Raw genomic sequence first — 20,782 nt, forward strand, 5'->3', positions numbered from 1 at the left:
ACTAATCACCATCAGCATCAATATAATCAACACTAATATTCATAGCCTGTACCATATCTAATTTCAGTAATACAACAACTTTTTGTAACTCGTCATAAGACAAGGTCATTTTAGTATTATCTGTATTTACCTGATTGGAAAAATTAACATCTACCATTTGAATCTGAGTACGGGCAGCATTCATTTGATTATTGATTAACGCTGTTAAATCTTCACCATCGGTAATGGTTTGTAAATAATCTAAATAATCATCAAAACTATTGCCGTCTGAAGTTCCATTATAGGCTTTCCCGTTAAAAAAGTCCTGACTTGCTTGTAAAGCTTCTAATGCCAAAATTTTAGACACCTCTTGGTTGTGATACGCTTCTACTTTCTCGGGATACAAAACACCTCCTGAAAAAATCCCCGCTGGAATACCAAACTTATTCGCTCGTAACCCCTTTTCGAAATAGTAAATAAAATCGTTAGTGATTTTGTTTGTTGAACTTGTTGTTGTATTTGCTGTACTGTTAACAAAAGTAGTTCTGTACGACGTTGTCCAATCGGCTAATACCGCTTCGGTTAGTGACTTCATTTCATTAACCACATCACTTAAATACAGTTTATAACCATCTGCATTGGCATTTGTAGTATACATTGCTAAAATAGCGGTATCATCTGCCGCCACGCCATGTAATAAATAATCTAAGGCTGGAAAACCAACGGCATCCTGATTGTTAGCCAAACCTAAATCATAACCGCCATTAGCTATATTGCTTTCAATTTCAGTTACGCTAGCTGGATAAATATTCATGTAAGCACTGTAATAATCTACTTCTGCTTTACCAATGTTAAACATTTCAACATGTTGCCACACTTTATAAGCATCTAACCAAGCTGTACGCAATGCTTCTAAATTGGTTTGATCGGCTGTTACTGTAAAGGTATTTTTAGCCGCAACCAATGCGCTTAACTTGCTATCTAAATCCTCGTAGGCCGGAATAATTATATTATCAGCCCAGTTAACTAACATGGTTTGTCTGTCAAAATCATCTGTTGGCTTACTTTCTCCACCACCAGAGCTACTACACGCTACAACTACAAGCGATATAAATAGTATAGAAACAACTTTTTTAATCATAACCTACTGTGTTCTTAAATATTTTGCAAATATCAATAAGCAGATGGAACAAATACAAATTCCACCTGCTTTATTTTAGAAAAAACTAATATTATTCGCTTAGTTAGCGGCTGCTTCAACTGTAAAACCAAATGCTGCTGCTATCTCAGCGGAAATAGTATCTAAAGTTTCAGGCGTCACATCCCAAAACCCATTAGTATTATCATTCAATAACGCATCAACATAAGCGTTCACTTCTTCATGTGTAAAGTAAGGTACATCGGTACCTGGTTTTCTAGTAAATTGCAAACTGTAAACAAAACCAAAACCTTCTGATAACTCATGGAACGCATGCGCATAATCAACAGTTCCTTCTGCTTCCAAATCCGATTTAGCGCCCTGTAAATAGTGTACCGCACGCACTGCAATTACCTTCGATATATTTTCCCTCACTACTGCTACCTGAGCATCACGAACGGTATAGTTTTTAGCAACAATCGCTGCACGACCTAATTTTAGAGCTTGGTAAACCTCATCGGCAATACCAGCAAAATTAGCATCGTCATTCACTTGTCTTAAGTAAGTATTCAAGAAACGGTCAGCATCTAAAACCGGACTCGCAGGATTTTCTTCCGCTCCGTAAAGGTATCCATAAGCTTCATCCCATTTATGCTCCATAGTAGTATAAGACTTCCCTTCTTCAACCACATCACTATCATTATTAGTAACGTTAGCACCTGCATCAAGTACCGCATCGCTTAAATAATTGTTTAACATCTGGTCTGCCATTAAACCGCCGATTAAACCTTTGGCAACCGCCTGGTTTAACTCTAGACCTTTAGCATTAAAATAGCGGACTGTCGTACTTCCTAGCTGTTGCATATTACCTGCAACACCTGCCCCGGCTGAAACATTCCAGTTCACAAATACGTTATCTGCCTGCTCTGAAATCCAAGAATCAAAATCTGCTTTAATTGCAATTGCATCAGTTGTGTTTGTTGCAAAAAAGTCTGCTGATGCTGCTACTTTGCTACGAACATTTTTATCGGAAGTGTTTAGATTTACATCAGTAAAGTCTGGCTCTCCTAACTGGTGGTTAAACATAGCTAACAAATCTTCTTTTGTATTAGTAGAAACACTTAAAGCAGAAACCAATTCGGTTGCCATAGCTATTCTTGTGGTTTGACCTCCAAAACTTACGGTCGACTCCCCATTTCGTGTAAAAGAATACGTTGCTGGATTCTGAATATTATTTGATTCATTATCATCGTCTGAACACGATACAAATAAGACCACAGCCGCAGCTGCCATCGATAAAAACTTTTTCATTTTTTTATTTAGACTTAGTATAAATTAATTGACGTCTGCAAAATTAACACTCTTTAACAAATAGCCAAAGTTTATTTAGATTAAAAATAAATAAAGTGATATTTTTATTTTTTTAAGTGACTAACATTGAAAATTTTTCAACGAATCTAAAAATAGGTTTTAAATATCTTAGATGCCTCGTTAAAAGCACTTTCAAAACTTAATGCATTTAAGTTGTTATTTTGTTTTGAAGTAAAATAGGATAGTAATTTTTCGGTAGGCATATTCCCTATTAATTCATCTTTTGCCATTGGACACCCACCAAACCCCTGAATAGCGCCATCAAATCGTTTACATCCCGCCTTGTAGGCTGCATCAATTTTTTCAAACCAGGTTGCTGGTGTCGTATGTAAATGCGCTCCGAATTCTATTTGTGAGTATTGCGGAATTAAATGCGAAAACAAATATTGAATACTTTCCGGATTCGAACTACCAATAGTATCACTTAACGATAAAATCTTCACGCCCATCTTATGCAAGCGCTCGGTCCACTCCCCTACAATATCAACATTCCAAGGATCGCCATAAGGATTTCCAAAGCCCATAGAAATATAAACAACGACTTCTTTATTGGTTCTATCGGCTATATTTAAAATTTCCTGAAGCGTCACTACCGATTGAGCAATAGTTTTATGCGTATTACGCATCTGGAAATTCTCTGATATTGAAAACGGATACCCTAAATAATCTATCTCTTTGTGCACACTGGCATCGGTTGCGCCTCGGGTATTCGCTATAATAGAAAGCAGTTTACTCTTCGTTTTACTTAAATCTAATTGTGCCAAAACCTCAGCAGTATCAACCATTTGAGGAATCGCTTTAGGTGAGACAAAACTTCCAAAGTCAATCGTATCAAACCCTACACGTAACAAAGACTGAATATACTGGACCTTTTTTTCTGTAGGAATAAAAGCCTTGATGCCTTGCATGGCATCACGCGGACATTCAATAATTTTTATCGGACTTGACATTGATTAATTTAATATAACAGATTGATAAAAATAGTACATTTTTTTAATCAAACTCAGGAAAGGAACCAGGGATTTCGTTTATTTCTCTTGAAGAATAGCCTTGTTAATTGACTTGACTAAACTTGGGCCTTCATAAATAAATCCGGTGTAAACCTGAACTAGGTCGGCTCCGGCTTTAATCTTTTCAAGCGCATCATCAGCCGAGTGAACACCTCCAACTCCAATAATTGGAAACGATTTATTACTCTTATCAGCCAAATACTTAATTGTTTGCGTACTCTTCGCTTTAATTGGTTGGCCACTTAAACCACCGTTACCAATTTCGGCTAACTGCTCTTTACTTGCTTTAAGTCCGCTTCTATCGGTAGACGTATTACTGGCAATAACGCCATCCAAATTTGTATCCTGCACTAACTCTACAATTTCATCAAGCTGATTATTATTTAAATCTGGTGCAATTTTTAAAAGAATAGGCTTCTGCTTGTCGAAATTTTTATTTGCATTTTGCACGGCTCCGATCAATTCTTCTAAATAATCTTTATCATTTAATTTGGCATGGCTCCCTACATTCGGGCAACTTACATTAAGCACAAAATAATCAACATACGGATGCAGGGCATTAAAGCATTCTAAGTAATCTTTAGTATAATCTTCTGGCTTCGTATTGGTGTTTTTACCAATATTTCCACCAATAACTAACTTTCCTTTATTCTTCTTTAAAGCTTCAATAGCCGCTTCTAAACCTTCATTATTAAAACCCATACGGTTAATAATGCCTTGATCTGCTTTTAAACGGAATAAACGCTTTTTCGGATTTCCTGGCTGTGCCTTTGGCGTTACGGTTCCAATTTCAATAAAACCAAAACCAAAGTTTGCCAACTCGTTATACAAGACTGCATTTTTATCGAAACCAGCAGCAAGACCAACAGGGTTTTTAAAGGTTAAGCCGAATAATTTACGCTCTAAACGGGCATCGTTAACCACATACAAGCTTCTAAATATGGCTTTAAAACCAGGTATTTTAGAGGTGATTTTTATTAATGAAAACGTAAAGTGATGGATCTTTTCCGGATCGAACGCGAAAAATATGGGACGAAGTAATAATTTATACATCTCGATTATTTGTGCAAAAGTACTCTTAATTCTTCTAAATAAAAAATCAGTAAAATCTAAAAGCAAAAAAATTAATAATCGTATTTTTGAAGTCTGAAAATCACTGGGGTATATTTTATACCAGAATACACTAAAATTTAATCCATTTAACTGTCTTTAATATGATTTCTAAAGAACATATTATAAACCGATTTGTTAGTTACGTAACTGTAGACACCGAATCGGATCCAAAATCTGAAACCACACCAAGTACCGAAAAACAATGGGATTTAGCTAACAAGCTTGCTGAAGAACTAAAAGCTATTGGTATGGAAGATGTTACTATTGACGAAAACGCATACATTATGGCAACTCTGCCGAGTAACGTAAATTATCACGTACCTGTTATTGGGTTTGTCTCTCACTTTGATACGTCTCCAGATTTTACTGGTGCCAATGTAAAACCACAGATTATTGAAAAATACGATGGAAAAGATATCGTATTAAATGCTGCTGAAAACATTGTTTTATCACCAGATTATTTTGAAGACCTGTTGCAATACAAAGGTCAAACTTTAATCACTACAGACGGAACCACCCTTTTAGGAGCCGATGATAAAGCCGGTATTACCGAAATTGTCTCAGCTATGGAATATCTTATTAACCACCCTGAAATTAAACACGGTGCTATTCGTGTTGGCTTTACCCCTGATGAAGAAATTGGTCGTGGTGCTCATAAATTCGACGTAGAAAAGTTTGGTGCCGACTGGGCTTACACCATGGATGGTAGCCAAATTGGAGAATTAGAATACGAAAACTTTAACGCAGCCGGTGCTGTAGTAAAAGTAAAGGGTAAAATTGTACACCCTGGATATGCCAAAGGGAAAATGGTAAACTCTATGTATATTGCTCAGGAATTTATTAATTCGCTACCGCGTTTTGAAACACCGGAACATACTGAAGGTTATCAAGGGTTTTTCCACTTAAGTTCTGTTGAAGGAAAAGTTGAAGAAACAACTTTAGAATACATTATCCGTGATCACGATTTAGGTCATTTTGAGGCTCGTAAAGAAGTCTTAAGAAAATTAACTGATGAGCTAAACTCGCAATACGGTCGTGAAGTCATTACCACCGACATTAAGGACCAGTACTTTAATATGCGTGAAAAAGTAGAGCCAGTAATGCATATTGTTGATATTGCCGAAGAAGCTATGAAACAATTAGACATTACGCCTCTTATTAAACCTATTCGTGGTGGTACCGATGGATCTCAGTTAAGCTACATGGGCCTACCTTGTCCTAACATTTTTGCTGGTGGCCATAACTTCCACGGACGTTACGAGTACGTTCCTGTAGAAAGTATGATTAAAGCAACCGAAGTGATTTGCAAAATAGCTGAACTTACCGCTTTAAAACAACAATAAACATATTTCACTATATTTATTTAAAACGCCTGAGACTAAACTTTCAGGCGTTTTTTTGTAAGACCAGCTGACCTAAAAAAACCCAAACAACTAAATATCAAGTAATTAAATTTCACTTAAGTAAGAATATTACGTATCTTTAAGTTGATTTTTTAACAAATTATGATATACGCTTTTCTAAATGAAATTATTGGTACTCATACTGTTCTCTACGTTGTCAGCTTATACACAAACGATAAGCGGAAAGGTATTAGATGATCAAACCAATGAACCACTGGAAAATGTAACAATCTACTTAAAAAAACAAAATACAGGAACAACAACAAATAAAAAAGGGGTTTATAATGTACCTGTTCAAATAAACCTAACCCTTTCAGACACCATTATCTTTTCTTCTATTGGTTATACTACAAAGCAATATGTAGTTTCAGAACTTAAGACTATCAATTTCATTGTTCATTTATCAAAACAAACGGAATTATTAAATGAAATAACCGTTTACAACAAAAATGAATTAAAACCTTCAATACCCTTTAAAAAATTAGCCCCACTAAAAAGAGCCATATATAATTTTGGTTCCACAAGAGTTGGAAACAAATTATATGTTATTGGTGGTGACGCTAGTTTTTATCATGATGCAGAAAAAGAGGCGCTAGACAACTCACTTGCTTATGGAGAGTTTTTAAGAACACTTAAAGACAACTTTACCTGGGAAAACTATAGTGATTTACTTCAAATCTACAACATAGAAAACGATACTTGGGAAAGTAAAGATTTAGAATTTGAACCAAGAGCATATCATAAACTAGTAAATGTAAATAATAAAATTTACGTCTTGGGAGGTAAAACTTTATCGCTAAGCAGAAAGCGTGAATATTTGGGTAATAACATAGAGGTTTTCGATATAAATTCTAATGAGATTATAGTAGACCATACCAATCCGCACCAGGCCGTAAATTTCGCTGCCTTTTCATTTAACGATAACATTATTGTTACAGGAGGCTCCGTAAGACAAAAATCAAATGGAGAAAAAGTCTACACCAATAGCTCTCATATTTTTAATATCTCTTCAGGAAAATGGTATGAACTAGCACCTATGAAAACCCCAAAAGAAGTTAATGGCATCCTTGTAAAAGATATAATATATCTCATCGGTGGATTTAACAAAACCCCTTTAAACACAATTGAATCTTACAATATAAAGTCTGGCATCTGGAAACACGAAACCCATTTACCTTTCCCTATGAAACGCCCTTCTTTAGCGTTTTACGAAAATATTATTTACATTTTTAACGAAGATAAAATACTCACTTATAACACCGAAAACAACGTCATTAACACCTATAAGATCAACCTATATTTAAAAAATGCTCAAATGCATTACTATGACAATCATCTGTATCTTTTGGGTGGAAATATAGAAGATGAGTATACAAAGACGCCATCTTCTAATGTTTACAAAATAAACATCCATGACTTTAAAACAACCACTATAATATCTACAAAACGAATTTAAAATAACATCGAATTATTAGAATAATAGTATTTTTACCAAATACCCAAACTATTAAACCTATGCTATGCCCCTTATTGTAAAACGCAAAAAACACCTGTTAACACGAGTACCGTTCTTAACTTTTCTTATTGTCTTTATTGGTTTAGCTCCCGTTATTATTGGGCTAATTGGTGCCTGGATAACCGAATTAAATACAGGAGAACCTTGTCATGAAGGCAATTGCAGCTGGATGGTGCTGCCTTGGCTGGGTATGTTTACTATTCCTGTTGGATTTTTGTTATTTATTGTTTTCTTTGTAATCGCGTTAATAGACACAATAGCCCTATACAATAATAATTAAGATAAAATACATTAAATAACACTTTCACTGTTCAAAACGCTCTGTCCGTCGAAGTTTATTGCTAAACCGTCACGTATTTTATAAACTTGAACTACATTAATTCATAATTTTTTTCTTTCAGTATGAAAATCATCACTTTGCTTATAAGTTTTATAACATTTACAAGTATTACACCTCTAAAAAACGACATTAAAAAAGCAAAAAAACCAAACATCATTTACATTCTAGCAGATGATATGGGCTACGGTGATGTTTCTGCTTATAATACAAATAGTAAAATACAAACACCCCATCTTGACCAATTGGCAGCAGATGGATTAATGTTTACCGATGCCCACACCTCATCTTCTGTTTGTACACCAACTCGATATGGTATTATTACTGGTCGATATAACTGGCGTAGCACATTAAAATCGGGGGTTCTTACTGGAAATTCCAAAGCGCTAATTTCACCAAAGCGCACTACGGTAGCTTACATGCTAAAACAACAAGGTTATCACACTGCGTTTATTGGTAAATGGCACTTAGGCTGGGACTGGGCGTTAAAAGATGAAAATGCTCCTGCAAAAGAAGGTTGGGACGCTAAAGATTTTGATAATATTGACTTTTCTAAACCTATACAAAACGGACCTAAAGAACTTGGTTTCGACTACTCATACGGACATAGCGGTTCTCTAGACATGGCGCCTTATGTATATGTTGAAAACGGAATGCCTACACAGGTGCCGGACACGGTGTCTTCAAGAGGTGGTAAATTTCATTGGTGGCGAAAAGGCCCAACATCAAGAGACTTTATTCATGAAGATGTAACCCCTAATTTTTTTAGAAAATCGTTTAAACATATTGAAGAGCAAGCAAAAACGGACCAACCGTTTTTCTTATATCTGGCACTACCATCACCCCACACCCCTATTTTACCTACCGATGAATGGCAGGGTAAAAGTAATTTGAATCCTTACGGTGATTTCGTTATGATGGTGGATGATTATATGGGACAACTTATAAAAGCTATAAAAGACGCTGGCATTGAAGACAATACTTTAGTAGTGTTCACAAGTGACAACGGCTGCTCTCCTGCAGCGGATATTAAAGGCTTAGAGGAATTAGGTCATTATCCAAGTGACAAGTACCGCGGGCATAAAGCTGATATTTTTGAAGGCGGACACCGTGTTCCTTTTATTGTTAAATGGCCAGATTATATTAAGAAAGGCATAGTATCTAACGATATTATCTGTACTACCGATTTCATGGCTACTGCTGCCGATATTACAAACTACAAATTATCAGATAGCGAAGGTGAAGACAGCTACAGCATGTTACCTCTATTTAAAAAAACAAATCCTAAAAAACCAACACGCGAAGCTACAGTTCATCATTCTATTAATGGAAGTTTTGCCATTAGACAAGGCGACTGGAAATTAACGATGTGTCCAGGATCTGGAGGATGGAGTTATCCTAAACCAGGCAATAAAGAAGTTATTGAAACCTTACCTAAAATACAGTTATACAACTTAGAGAACGACCCGGGAGAAACAACCAATTTAGAAGCTAATAAACCTGACAAAGTAAAAGAATTAAAGGCTTTATTAATAAAATATATTGAAGAAGGCAGAAGCACACCTGGAAAACCACAATCAAATGACGCTATTGATTTTACATGGGAACAAATAGATTTTGTAACCCAGTAAACGTTTTCTATTTTATGTATTAGAGCACATATTTGAAATGAATAAAACCTATAGACCTATAAAATTCATTCTTTATACCATCAGTTTATTATTTACAATATACTCTATAATAACTGATGGTATTGGCGGTAGCCATACACCTCCTATAGGTTTTGTAATCCCAGTACTCATTATTTTAACTTCCTTATTTTTTATAGTCATGGACTTTCTTTTCAGAAAAAGACTAAAAAACTATCAATCGCATCTCAGTATAAACATTGCGGCCATTACTATAAATTTAATAATTGTAGTTTCCATACTTGCTGTTGTTTAATATTCAAAAGCACATACCAACTCATATACACCCTAAAACGAATACCCTTCACTTAAACCTAACCTAACTACCTCAAATACAATATCAAAAATAAATAAAACCGACTTAATTTTCGTAAATTAACTTCATGATTACTTTTATAAAACTTAACAAATCATGAAAAAACTTTTCACTATTCTATTTGTCCCACTACTACTAGTATCATGTAAAGAAAAACAACAAAAAGTAACGCCAGTTGCCGAACCCTACCAATTAAGACAGACCATTTTTTTTGGTGGTGATATTTTAACAATGGAAGGAGATTCTCCTGCTTATGCTGAAGCTGTTGTAGAACGCGAAGGAAAAATTGTTTTCGTAGGTTCGAAAAATGAAGCTTTAAAAACCTACCAAGGTAAAGCTTCAGAAGTGAATTTAATGGGTAAAACTATGGTACCCGCATTTTTAGACGGACATGGTCATTTTTACAATGTAGGGTTCACAGCACTTGCAGCAAATGTATTACCTCCTCCTGATGGATCAGGAAAAGATTACGAAAGGATTGTTCAAACACTAAAAACTTACCAAAACACAGAGGATGGGAAGTATATGTTATCTAAATTAGGCTGGATTATTGGTAACGGTTATGATGATTCCCAGTTAGATGAAAAAGACCATCCTAAAGCAACCGATTTAGATAAAGTTAGCACAGACATACCTGTTCTTATCATTCACCAATCAGGACATTTAGCATCGATTAATACCAAAGGATTAGAATTAATGAATTACAATGCTAGCACTCCAAATCCTGAGGGCGGTGTAATTCGAAAGGATAACCAGGGAAATCCTAATGGTGTTTTAGAAGAAGCTGCTTTTTTCAAAGTTTTAATTCCTCTGTTAGGCAAAATGGATGATGAAATGGCGGCTAAATGTATCAAAAAAGGACAAGATGAGTATGCTAAAAAAGGATATCTTACTGCACAGGACGGACGGACAACAAAGGAACAGTTAGCCGCATTAAGAAAAGCTGCAACCAATGAAGCTTACTATATGGATGTAGTAGCCTATCCAGATATTACTCTGGGCACAGACTATATTTTAGAGGGTGAATACGCACCAAACCACAGATACAAAAACAAATTTAGAGTAGGTGGTGTTAAACTAACTTTGGACGGTTCTCCTCAAGGCAAAACGGCATGGCTTACCAAATGCTACCATGTTAACCCTGAAGGCAGAACAGGTTGTTACGAAGGCTACCCCATTATGGATGATGATAAAGCTATCAATTATGTTAAAACAGCTTTCAACAACAAATGGCAGATACTATGTCATAGCAACGGAGATGCAGCCATAGACCAATACATTAAGGCTGTTGATGCTGCTGAAAAAGAGTTTGGATACCCAGACCATAGAACCGTGCTTATCCATGGACAAACATTGCGTAAAGATCAAATTCCTGAATTGGTAAGATTAAATATTATGCCTTCTCTTTTCCCTATGCATACCTTTTACTGGGGAGACTGGCATGTAGAATCGGTTTTAGGAGAACCCAGAGCCGATTACATTTCACCATGTCGCGATGCTATTGATGCCGGTTTAAAAATCACATCTCACCACGATGCCCCAGTAACGTTTCCTAATTCTATGCGTGTTTTAGATGCTACGGTAAACCGAATTACCAGAAGTGGAAAGATTTTAGGTCCAGATCAACGAATTTCTGCCTACGAAGGGTTAAAAACTTTAACCGATTGGGCAGCTTATCAATATTTTGAAGAAAACAACAAAGGAACCATTACAGAAGGCAAGCTTGCCGATTTTGTAATTCTGGATAAAAATCCTCTAAAAATAGATCCTTTACAAATTAACACCATTCAAGTTTTAGAATCTATTAAAGAAGGACAAACCGTCTATAAAATGCAATAATTATTAAACAAATACACAACTGTATTAGAAGCACGCCTCTCCTAAGGTGTGCTTTTTTTTTTATTAATATTCATATTAACAAACTTGTATGATTAATCGTCTTCCTCAGTAATATTTCATAAATTTATTAGTCCTTAATTACTGGTTATCAACTAATAAATTATAACATGAAAAAATGGATTAAACGCCTTTTAATAGCATTATTAAGTATTATTTTATTGGTTTTTCTTGCTATCGCTATTGTTTTTAATGTGATTATTACACCTGAAAAAGTTACACCTAAAGCCTTGGAATTACTCAATCAGGAATTATTAGGCAAAGTTGATTGCGAACGCATCGAACTTACCTATTTTTCAAGCTTTCCAACATTTTCCTTACAACTTACCAATGGTGCTTTATTACCTAACAAATCGTTTTACAAGCAGGATACTTTAATCCGCTTTAAAAAAGCCAGAGTAAATCTAAGTGTCTTAGGGTTAATAAAAAAAAGCAAAGAAGCCGTACACAGCATCGAACTTAACAGTCCGAAACTTTTCTTTTATGTCGATTCCTTAGGAAACTCGAACTGGAACAATCTCGCAAAAATTTCACCAGACACAACCAGTGCTTCAAAAGAGAAAAAACCAATTAAAGCTTCAGAAATATATATTCCAAAAATCATTATAACTAACGCTGAAGCTCATGCTGTAGATGGCTTGTCGAAACTTGATTATGCTGTTGAAAACCTGAACTTATCGATAAAATCTAAAACGACGAACACTGGGATAAAACTTGAAGTTGAAAAAAACAGTGACCGAATTGCCATAACAAAACCTAAAAGCCGCCCCTATAATCTGGATCACATTTCGGTAGAATCGGACCTTGAACTCACATTCGCCGATACATTACTTACTGTTAAAAATAGCAACGTGTCTATTAACGATGTGCATTTTGAAAACAAAGGTTATGTCCAGCTGTTCCCGCATCACAAAAAAATTAAAGTTAATATAGACAGTGAACTTTCAACCCGGTCTTTAAAAAATATTACCAACACTATTCCTCCTCGCTTTTTAAGTCAGGAAGGCTTAAAAGCTAAAGGTGCTATTAACTTGAAAACGCACATAGAAGGCATTTATAGCAAAGACAGTTTTCCTGTCGTGAACAGCTATTTCAAAATAGATAACGGTTCTATAGCTTATAAAAACTTTAAGGGTGAAATTGAAGATATGAATGCTGATATTCACACATATATCAACCAAAACAGTCCAGAAGAATCCTTTTCCGAAATTAAAACATTGAACATACTGGGGACAGGTATAAATATGGATATATCGGGCGACATCAAGCAACTTACAAAACAGCCCATCGTCAATATTCAATCTATAGCAGATATTGATTTTAATACTATAACTAAGAACTTCCCTGTTCATCCTTCTGTAACCTTAAAAGGATCTATTCACTCAGATTTATTAGCAGATTTCAACAGCGCCGACTTAGAAGATTTTCATTTTAATAAAGTTAATTTAGATGCTATTGTTCAGGTTAAAGACCTACTTATTAGTTCCCAAAAAGATTCAGCCGTTGTAAGTTCTGAGAATATCAACTTTAAAATTCATAAAGGTGAAGATAACGCTAAATCACTTACATCAACTTTAGTGGTTTACAATACAGTTGCAAAATATAAACAATGGTTAGACACTAGTATGAAACAGGTGAATATTGATTTTAAAGCCGATGATAAGCCAACCACTCTACCACAGTTTAAAGCCGATATTGCATTACAAGACTTTGAAATGCAGGCTACCGATTCTATTTACAGTTATATAAAAAACCTAAAAATGGATGCTGAGTTTATTCCCAAATCTGAAAAAAACTTAGCCCATATGGCTTCAGAAATTGTTACCGATAGCGTTACCTTATCACAAAAAACAGCATTCGTGACTATTATGGGAGCTCAAACTCACTTAAAGGTTAGCAAAACACCTTCCAATTTATGGGAACCTTCAGGAAACTTATCATTTAAAAGTATTTATGCCCATGCACCAGAATACGTTTATAATTTAAAAACTTCTGAATCTGGCATTGCCTTCGTAAATGACAACATTACACTGAACCGCACTAAAATTAATTTTGGTGATACCGACATGACTCTTACGGGAGAATTAAAACATGCCAGAGGCTTCCAAAATGGCGAACTGGTCACAGCAAATTTAAAAGTAGAATCTAATTTTACCGATGCCAACCAACTTATGCTGGCTTTAGCACCACCAGAAACTGGTGAAATTGTTACCGCTAAAGACGAAGTTGTTTTAGATTCCGTAAAAGCTGCCAATGTAACGCCTGGAAAGCGTATTTTCAGAATACCTAAACAGTGTGACTTTAAATTTTCAACCTACGTTAAAGCCTTTAGAATGGGGTTTATAAACATTAATGATATTCATGGTGAAATGACAGTAAAAGATGGCGTAGTAAATATGAACAACATTAATCTTACCACCTTATCTGCTAATATGGATGCCTATATGAAATACAATCCTAAAAGCAATACGGAAGCTAATCTGGATTTCAGATTTTATATCAGTCAGATTGATATGAACCAGATTAATGATGTTGTTCCTGTAATGGATACGCTCTTCCCTGCTATAAAATCGTTTGAAGGTAAAGCCGATTTTAGAATAAAAGGTAATGTACTTTTAAACGAAAACTTAGACTTTAAACTCCCCACCTTAAGAGGCGTCGCAGCCTTAAAAGCCAGAGATATTATGGTGATAAACGACCCAGCCTTTAATGATGTCGCAAAAGCCATTAGTTTTAAACCCAAACAAAAAAACCCGGTCAAGACTTTTGATGCCGAAGTAGAATTTAAAAAGGGGGAAGTACAAATTCTTCCAGCACTTTTAGAAGTCGACAAATACCGAATTGCCTTGGGTGGCGTACAACGTATAGACATGAGTTACGACTATCATGTTTCAGTACTTAAATCTCCCATTCCCATAAAAATGGGGGTTGATATTTCTGGGAGTAATTTTTCAGATTACCATATAAAACTGGTAAAAGCGAAGTATAAATACTATTTTACCGATAAAGAGCGCTTGATTAAAAAAGCAGACTCTTCAGTATTTTTACAAAAAGAACGTATTTTAAAAGCATTAGATTACAACTAAGTTTAGCACATGGAAAAAGTCACTTCCGTTGAAGAATACATTGAACTCCATCCTGTTTTTAAAAATGAATTAGAACTTCTACGAGAGATTATTAATTTAACAGAGCTTAAAGAAACTATTAAATGGAGTTCGCCCGTATATACTTTGAATAACAAAAATGTGATTGGTTTAGGCGCTTTTAAACACCATTTTGGTATCTGGTTTTTTAATGGTGTTTTCCTTAAGGATGAAAAAAAGGTTTTGGTTAATGCACAGGAAGATAAAACCAAAGCTTTACGTCAATTGCGATTTCAAACAATAACAGACATAGATAAAAACTTGGTTTTAAATTATGTTAAAGAAGCTATTGAAAATCAAAAATTAGGCAAGGAATTAAAACCAAAAAGGCACACTAAAAGTCTTAGCATGCCTTTGGAATTAAAAGATTTGATAAGTGATAACGCTGCTTTTAAAACAAGCTTCGAATCACTTACCACTTACAAACAACGCGAATATTGCGAGTATATAAGCTCTGCAAAACGGGAAATCACGAAACAAACGCGTATGGAAAAAATTATTCCCTTGGTTTTGCAGGGTATCGGTTTAAACGACAAATATCGCTAAACCTAACTATGCTCTTACATGGCCGTCGCCATAAACATAGTATTTATTGGTCACCAACTCTTTAAGACCTAATGGTCCGCGGTGGTGTAATTTATCTGTACTAATAGCTAACTCTGCTCCTGCTCCTAATTGTCCGCCATCGGTAAATCGAGTGGACGCATTATGATAAACCGCAGCACAATCTACCTGTTCCATAAACTGTTGCGCTGTTTCTTTATTAGTCGTCATAATCGTTGCAGAATGCCCGCCAGAATATTTGTTGATTTGATTGATGGCTTCTTCAAGTGAATCAACCGTTCCGACAAGACATTTCATCTCAAGAAACTCTTCATACCAAACCGATTCGTCCTGAATTAAGGTGTTTTCATTTAACACTTCCTGTACATTAGCATCTACTAATACAGAAACCCCATTAGACTTTAATATAGCATCTAAATCCTTTAATTTATTTTCATAATCGGCAATATTAGTATTTACTAATATCTTATCTAAAGCATTACATGCCGAAATTTTATGAGTCTTAGCATTCAAAATCACTTTAATAACCTGTTGCCAGTCACTTTCAGGATCTACATATAAAAAGTTATTACCACGTCCACTGACTAATACAGCACATTTAGCATGATCTTTTACAAACTTGATTAATCGCTCTCCTCCACGAGGCACAATTAAATCTAACTGCTCTGTTGGGTTCCTTAAGAACTCTTGTGTTTCCTCTCGGTTCATGGTTAGCAATTGGATATAATCGGTACTTAAATCATTTTCAGCTAACGCCTTATGCCAAAGCTCAACAATAGCTTTGTTACTATGGATGGCTTCTTTACCTCCTTTTAACAAGATTTTGTTATTGGCCTTAAATGCCAGCACAGTCGCTTCAACAGTCACATCAGGACGTGATTCATAAATAATCATAATAGTACCAAACGGTGCTGTTTTATTAATGATCTCTAAACCACTGTCCAAAGTTTTACTTTCAATAACCTTTCCTACTGGATCGGCTTGTACATGAACCTCTTCAATAGCCTGAATCATGCCGTCGATTTTCTTCTCGTTTAAAATTAAACGATCGTACATGGCCTGATCTTCTTTATTAAAGGCTTCGATATCTTTTTTATTAGCTTCAAGTATAGCAGGATAATTAGCTTTAATTTGCTTTATCATACTTACTAATACGTCATTCTTCTTATCTTCTGATAATAATTTCATCTTTCTGTTTTTGTTTTGTTTATAGAGATACTTTAGTTCCTACAAAGTTTCCGTCTATAATATCTATAATGGTATTGTTGTTTTTACCATTAGCAATATAAGTTGGGATGTTATTTGAGGCTGCTTGCTGGGCATAGTCTAATTTAGAGCCCATGCCTCCGCGGCCTTCACCTTCACTTTTATTACTGTCTTTAATATATTTATCCAGGTTTTCGTCTGGATTTACGTTTTCTATTAAATCACTACTTTCAGCGTCTGGATGTCCGGTATATAAACCATCGATATCTGTTAGAATAATTAGCTTATCGGCATTTACCAACTGTGCAATTAAACTCGCTAATTCATCGTTATCTGAGAACATAGACATGGTTACCGAAACAGCATCATCTTCATTAGCAATAGGAATAACGCCTTCAGATAATAACCCCTCCACACAATTAATCATGTTTTGACGGTGAACTCCAGGACTAAAATCGCGTTTGGTAGGTAACACCTGCGCACATTTCATTCCATAATCATGGAAAATATTATAGTATAAACGCATCATACGCGGTTGGCCTATGGCCGAATATACCTGACGCTTTTGCGTTTTATTTTTAATTTTTGATTTTCCCAATACCTCTTTACCTGCAATTACAGATCCAGAAGACACCAAAATGGTCATGATATCTCTTTCGTAAAGCTCGGCGATTTGTCTTACGAGTTCTTTAAGTACGGGTCTAACAATTTTATTGTCTCTGTTGGTCATGACATTTGTCCCGACCTTAATCACTATTTTTTCCTTGTACATATTAATATTCTTTACCTAATTCTACCGCTCTGTTAAAAGCAGCAAAAGCAGCATCTTTAATTAATTCGTTTACATTATTGTCTTCCATCGAGTCTAATGCTGCTCGTGTTGTTCCTCCTTTAGAAGCGACGCGTTCCATCCATGAATTAGGTGATAAGTTGGATTGGTTAAACAGCTCGACAGCTCCTGTAAATGTTTGTCTTACTAAAACGGTTGAATCTTCTTTTGAAAACCCCATTTTTAAAGCAGCTTCCATCATACTTTGCATAAAGTAGAACACATAAGCTGGTCCACTACCTGAAATACCTGTAGAAGCATCGATAAATTTTTCGCTGCTTACTTGAATAGATTTTCCTGTAGTATCTAAAAGGCTTTCTACTGTTAACATTTCAATTCTTGAAACGTCTGGAGAAATAACATACGATGTTAATCCTTTACCTATTTGTGCCGGTAAATTTGGCATGGCTCTAACAACTTTAGTTAAGCCTGTAATTTCCTGTATAGATGCTATAGTAACACCTGCCATAATGGAAACAAGTATTTGTTGCGAATTTACAAGCGGCTTTATAGCTTGGAATACACTTTCCGCATGGTATGGCTTAACCGCTATAAAGATTATATCTGCCTGAGGCACACAATCTTTAAGTTCGCTAAAAGCATCAAAGTGTGAAATTTGATGAAGCTCTTCAAGCTTTTCTTCAGATTTATCTAAAACCATGATGTTCTTCTTTTTTAACAATTTGGATTTAGACATCCCTTCGGCATAGGTAAGTCCCATGTTACCTGCTCCAATTACTAGTACTTTCATTTTGTTTGTTTACGTATTAAATGTTTAGTGATTAGACATAACGCTCCTATAGTTTCCAATTACGGAAACTACTAGAAACTATTAGTTATTTTATAGTTATTTAATTTTTATTGTTTTACAAAAACGAATTATACGAATAGCATACAATCACCACAATCCTTAACCTCTCCGTAATAAGTCTCACGGTATTTGTGTAATGTTTTTAAAGGCAGGCCTAGCAAATATTTTTTTATATAAGTTACTTTGGTGGTTAATTCCCCCATTTTAACTGTATGGCGCTTTTCGTATTTCGTTTCTCTTTTTATGTAAATGATTTTCATGTGTCGAAGTTGTTGGTAATTATAGGTTAATCTCTAACCAATCTCATTTCAATGTTTCTTGTTTCAAAACCTTGTTTTTCAAATAATTTAATTACCGGATTATCTTTATTTATATGAATTGAAATATCGCCATCGCAATACTTTTTAGTATACTTAATTAATTCACTTCCAATACCGTTTTCTCTGTATTCTTCTTTAACCGCAATATAGACCAATATATTTTCAGGAATATACTCGTTCATTCCTGTTCGGTTTACAACGGTAGCACCAACAATTTCATTGTTTTTTTCTACCACAAACACATAGCCCCCTAACCCGGGTATTTCTTTGGCCGCGTACATAATAGATTTCCTAATGGCACTTTTAGTATCTCTAAACTCTCCAGAATAGCGATACAGAAAATTAGTTATTCGATTTATATCAATAATTGACAGCCTCGAAAAGGCATCAAATGTTTTAATAGTCATTAACAGATATAAGTTTTTGGTACACCTAAGCTAATAGGTATACGTTTATCTTGTTAGAATTAATTAAAGCTTAAATACTTGAAAAAAGTATTAATTGCGATAACGCGTTCGGGTAAGACTCATTGGTCTTACAATTGAATAATTAATTAGAAGTGCTTGGTGGAATGAATTTATCGGACTGGTTTCTAAATACCAGAAAGTTAAAATTAAAAATTCGTTTGTTTTGTATTTCGTGAATACCTTTTTCCATGCTGCAAATGTACGAAAATGCTAGACTTAAAGCAAATCACAACCGTTAAGACAACGCTAACAGAACGTGAAGAACTGTTAATTAAACCTGATATTGGAGTGCTTATTTTCAATAATTTAAGTCGGATTTCAGAAGACAACAAAAGGCTTTTAACACGTGTAGCTATAACACTTAACAAAGATTATGTAAAATAGATTTTAACGTTTTAGCGGACCGTTTAACATTACGATTTAAAAGGATTGAAAAAAATTAAAAAAAAATTAAATTAATTAATATTTCGATGCAATTATCAGCAAAAAAGCCCATGTATCATGACTTTTTTTGGTCATTTTCACTTTCTACTCCTGGTAATATCTTCTTTAGTAAAACAGATGAATACCCCATTTTACAAAAGGAAATTTCAATGACAATAGATTGAATATGTTTTAAATCACCTTCCTTTTGAGTTTGAGAAATGTTTAAACTTAATAGATATGCATAAATAAAGGATAGAATAATATTCATAGTATAGATGTTTCGTTAGACTTGTGTTGAAAGTTTTCAATAAACAAGACACCTTATCAAGAATTTACCCTACGCTGTAGTAATTACAAACAAAAAAGGCTTCCTGCAAACAGGAAGCCTTTTTTGTTATGTATTAGTACCGAATTACTTTTTAGTTTCGGCTGGATTTAATTTAGCACTTAAGTCCATTGATATAGCCGAAAGTTCAAACTTAACTTTACCTGATAAAGTTTCAATAACGCAACTTCCATCTTTGTCGTTAAGTTCTAAGATTTTACCGTGCATACCACTTTTGGTAATTACTTTATCGCCACGTTTTAATTCTGCTGCGAATTTTTTCTCCTTTTTTGCTTTTTTCATTTGTGGTGCAATCATAAAGAAATATACCACCGCAAACATTAGTAAAAACGGTAAAAAACTACTGATTCCTTCTCCCATTATTATTCTATATGTTTAATGCTGTTTTACACAGCTTGGTTACGTTCCCTAATTACTCTGCAGCTTCAGGTTTTACAAAGGCAGTAATTTTAACAATTTCCGATCCTTTTTCTGTATTTGCTGTTACTGTAATTGTTTTTGATATTTTATTAGCACCGCTACCATTAAACTTTACTGAAAACTCAGCTGATTTTCCAGGAGCTAATGGCTCTCTACTCCAATCTTTAGGCACTGTACATCCACAAGAACTTTTAATATCGGTAATTACTAATGGCGCCTCACCAACATTCTTGTAGGTAAAAGTGGTTTCTACTGGTGTTCCTTTTTCTATTTCACCAAAGTCGTGCTCGGTTTCATTGAACTCAATTTTAGGAAACTTCGATGCTACTGCATCCCTTTCAGCCGCAGCAATTACATTAGCCTCTTCTATTTTTTTAGCAGCGTTTTCTTTGCAAGATGTAAATGCTATTAAGCTTAATGCACTTAATCCTAATATTAATTTTTTCATTGTAAAATTTATTTAGTATTAATGATGTAAAAATA

General features: G+C 34.8%; 19 protein-coding genes and 1 pseudogene. 8 read left to right on the forward strand and 12 right to left on the reverse strand.

All coding sequences use genetic code 11. From position 1 onward, the window contains the following. Position 1: 1 nt before the first annotated feature. From RBH94_RS01080 to RBH94_RS01095, 4 genes are all read right to left on the reverse strand, one after another. A complete protein-coding gene (locus tag RBH94_RS01080; protein WP_307882001.1) occupies positions 2 to 1,120 on the reverse strand; it encodes an imelysin family protein in 1,119 nt (372 codons plus the stop codon). A gap of 99 nt (positions 1,121 to 1,219) precedes the next feature. Further along, positions 1,220 to 2,428, reverse strand: coding sequence for a DUF4856 domain-containing protein (locus tag RBH94_RS01085; protein WP_307882002.1), 1,209 nt, complete (start codon positions 2,426 to 2,428; stop codon positions 1,220 to 1,222). A 146-nt stretch (positions 2,429 to 2,574) separates the two neighbouring features. Beyond that, complete coding sequence (locus RBH94_RS01090; protein ID WP_307882003.1) at positions 2,575 to 3,438, reverse strand: hydroxymethylglutaryl-CoA lyase; 864 nt, start codon at positions 3,436 to 3,438, stop codon at positions 2,575 to 2,577. A gap of 78 nt (positions 3,439 to 3,516) precedes the next feature. Then, the gene (locus tag RBH94_RS01095) at positions 3,517 to 4,551 is read right to left on the reverse strand and encodes a quinone-dependent dihydroorotate dehydrogenase (RefSeq protein WP_307882004.1); all 1,035 of its coding nucleotides are present in this window, start codon (positions 4,549 to 4,551) and stop codon (positions 3,517 to 3,519) included. 161 nt (positions 4,552 to 4,712) lie between these two features. Here RBH94_RS01095 and pepT point away from each other — a divergent pair, with 161 nt between their 5' ends. From pepT to RBH94_RS01130, 7 genes are all read left to right on the forward strand, one after another. Next, entirely contained in the window at positions 4,713 to 5,954 is a 1,242-nt protein-coding gene (gene pepT, locus RBH94_RS01100) for a peptidase T (RefSeq protein WP_307882005.1), read from the forward strand. A gap of 181 nt (positions 5,955 to 6,135) precedes the next feature. Beyond that, positions 6,136 to 7,470, forward strand: coding sequence for a kelch repeat-containing protein (locus RBH94_RS01105; protein WP_307882006.1), 1,335 nt, complete (start codon positions 6,136 to 6,138; stop codon positions 7,468 to 7,470). Positions 7,471 to 7,534: 64 nt separating this feature from the next. Continuing rightward, positions 7,535 to 7,810, forward strand: coding sequence for a hypothetical protein (locus RBH94_RS01110; protein ID WP_307882007.1), 276 nt, complete (start codon positions 7,535 to 7,537; stop codon positions 7,808 to 7,810). A 122-nt stretch (positions 7,811 to 7,932) separates the two neighbouring features. Then, complete coding sequence (locus tag RBH94_RS01115; RefSeq protein ID WP_307882008.1) at positions 7,933 to 9,498, forward strand: arylsulfatase; 1,566 nt, start codon at positions 7,933 to 7,935, stop codon at positions 9,496 to 9,498. A gap of 469 nt (positions 9,499 to 9,967) precedes the next feature. Next, on the forward strand, positions 9,968 to 11,710 hold the full coding sequence (locus RBH94_RS01120) for an amidohydrolase (protein ID WP_307882009.1): 1,743 nt from the start codon (positions 9,968 to 9,970) through the stop codon (positions 11,708 to 11,710). Between the two features lie 167 nt (positions 11,711 to 11,877). Beyond that, on the forward strand, positions 11,878 to 14,853 hold the full coding sequence (locus RBH94_RS01125) for an AsmA-like C-terminal region-containing protein (RefSeq protein WP_307882010.1): 2,976 nt from the start codon (positions 11,878 to 11,880) through the stop codon (positions 14,851 to 14,853). A 9-nt stretch (positions 14,854 to 14,862) separates the two neighbouring features. After that, positions 14,863 to 15,456 carry a YdeI family protein gene (locus tag RBH94_RS01130; RefSeq protein ID WP_307882011.1) on the forward strand — a complete coding sequence of 198 codons (594 nt, stop codon included), beginning with the start codon at positions 14,863 to 14,865 and terminating at the stop codon, positions 15,454 to 15,456. A gap of 6 nt (positions 15,457 to 15,462) precedes the next feature. Here RBH94_RS01130 and RBH94_RS01135 read toward each other — a convergent pair. The 5 genes and pseudogenes from RBH94_RS01135 to RBH94_RS01155 all read right to left on the reverse strand — a co-directional run. Further along, positions 15,463 to 16,665 (reverse strand): annotated as a pseudogene (locus RBH94_RS01135) (glutamate-5-semialdehyde dehydrogenase); the annotation flags it as partial. Between the two features lie 16 nt (positions 16,666 to 16,681). Further along, on the reverse strand, positions 16,682 to 17,452 hold the full coding sequence (gene proB / locus RBH94_RS01140) for a glutamate 5-kinase (RefSeq protein WP_307882012.1): 771 nt from the start codon (positions 17,450 to 17,452) through the stop codon (positions 16,682 to 16,684). Between the two features lies 1 nt (position 17,453). Beyond that, positions 17,454 to 18,260, reverse strand: a complete 807-nt coding sequence (proC, locus tag RBH94_RS01145; RefSeq protein ID WP_307882013.1) for a pyrroline-5-carboxylate reductase — start codon at positions 18,258 to 18,260, stop codon at positions 17,454 to 17,456. Positions 18,261 to 18,388: 128 nt separating this feature from the next. Continuing rightward, positions 18,389 to 18,580 (reverse strand): hypothetical protein, encoded by a 192-nt coding sequence (locus tag RBH94_RS01150; protein WP_188223222.1) that lies wholly within the window; start codon positions 18,578 to 18,580, stop codon positions 18,389 to 18,391. 26 nt (positions 18,581 to 18,606) lie between these two features. Further along, positions 18,607 to 19,047, reverse strand: a complete 441-nt coding sequence (locus RBH94_RS01155) for a GNAT family N-acetyltransferase (RefSeq protein ID WP_307882014.1) — start codon at positions 19,045 to 19,047, stop codon at positions 18,607 to 18,609. A 267-nt stretch (positions 19,048 to 19,314) separates the two neighbouring features. On the opposite strand from RBH94_RS01155, the gene RBH94_RS01160 reads away from it, so the two are divergent. After that, positions 19,315 to 19,491 carry a hypothetical protein gene (locus tag RBH94_RS01160; RefSeq protein ID WP_307882015.1) on the forward strand — a complete coding sequence of 59 codons (177 nt, stop codon included), beginning with the start codon at positions 19,315 to 19,317 and terminating at the stop codon, positions 19,489 to 19,491. A 115-nt stretch (positions 19,492 to 19,606) separates the two neighbouring features. Here RBH94_RS01160 and RBH94_RS01165 read toward each other — a convergent pair whose 3' ends face one another. From RBH94_RS01165 to RBH94_RS01175, 3 genes are all read right to left on the reverse strand, one after another. Next, positions 19,607 to 19,801 carry a hypothetical protein gene (locus tag RBH94_RS01165; RefSeq protein ID WP_307882016.1) on the reverse strand — a complete coding sequence of 65 codons (195 nt, stop codon included), beginning with the start codon at positions 19,799 to 19,801 and terminating at the stop codon, positions 19,607 to 19,609. Positions 19,802 to 19,945: 144 nt separating this feature from the next. Continuing rightward, positions 19,946 to 20,239 (reverse strand): preprotein translocase subunit YajC, encoded by a 294-nt coding sequence (yajC, locus tag RBH94_RS01170; protein ID WP_188223219.1) that lies wholly within the window; start codon positions 20,237 to 20,239, stop codon positions 19,946 to 19,948. A gap of 52 nt (positions 20,240 to 20,291) precedes the next feature. Next, positions 20,292 to 20,747: a DUF1573 domain-containing protein gene (locus RBH94_RS01175; protein WP_188223218.1), complete on the reverse strand. Its 456-nt coding sequence runs from the start codon at positions 20,745 to 20,747 to the stop codon at positions 20,292 to 20,294. Between the last annotated feature and the right edge of the window lie 35 nt (positions 20,748 to 20,782).

Source organism: Aestuariibaculum sp. YM273, from assembly GCF_030908365.1.
GTDB lineage: Bacteria > Bacteroidota > Bacteroidia > Flavobacteriales > Flavobacteriaceae > Aestuariibaculum > Aestuariibaculum marinum.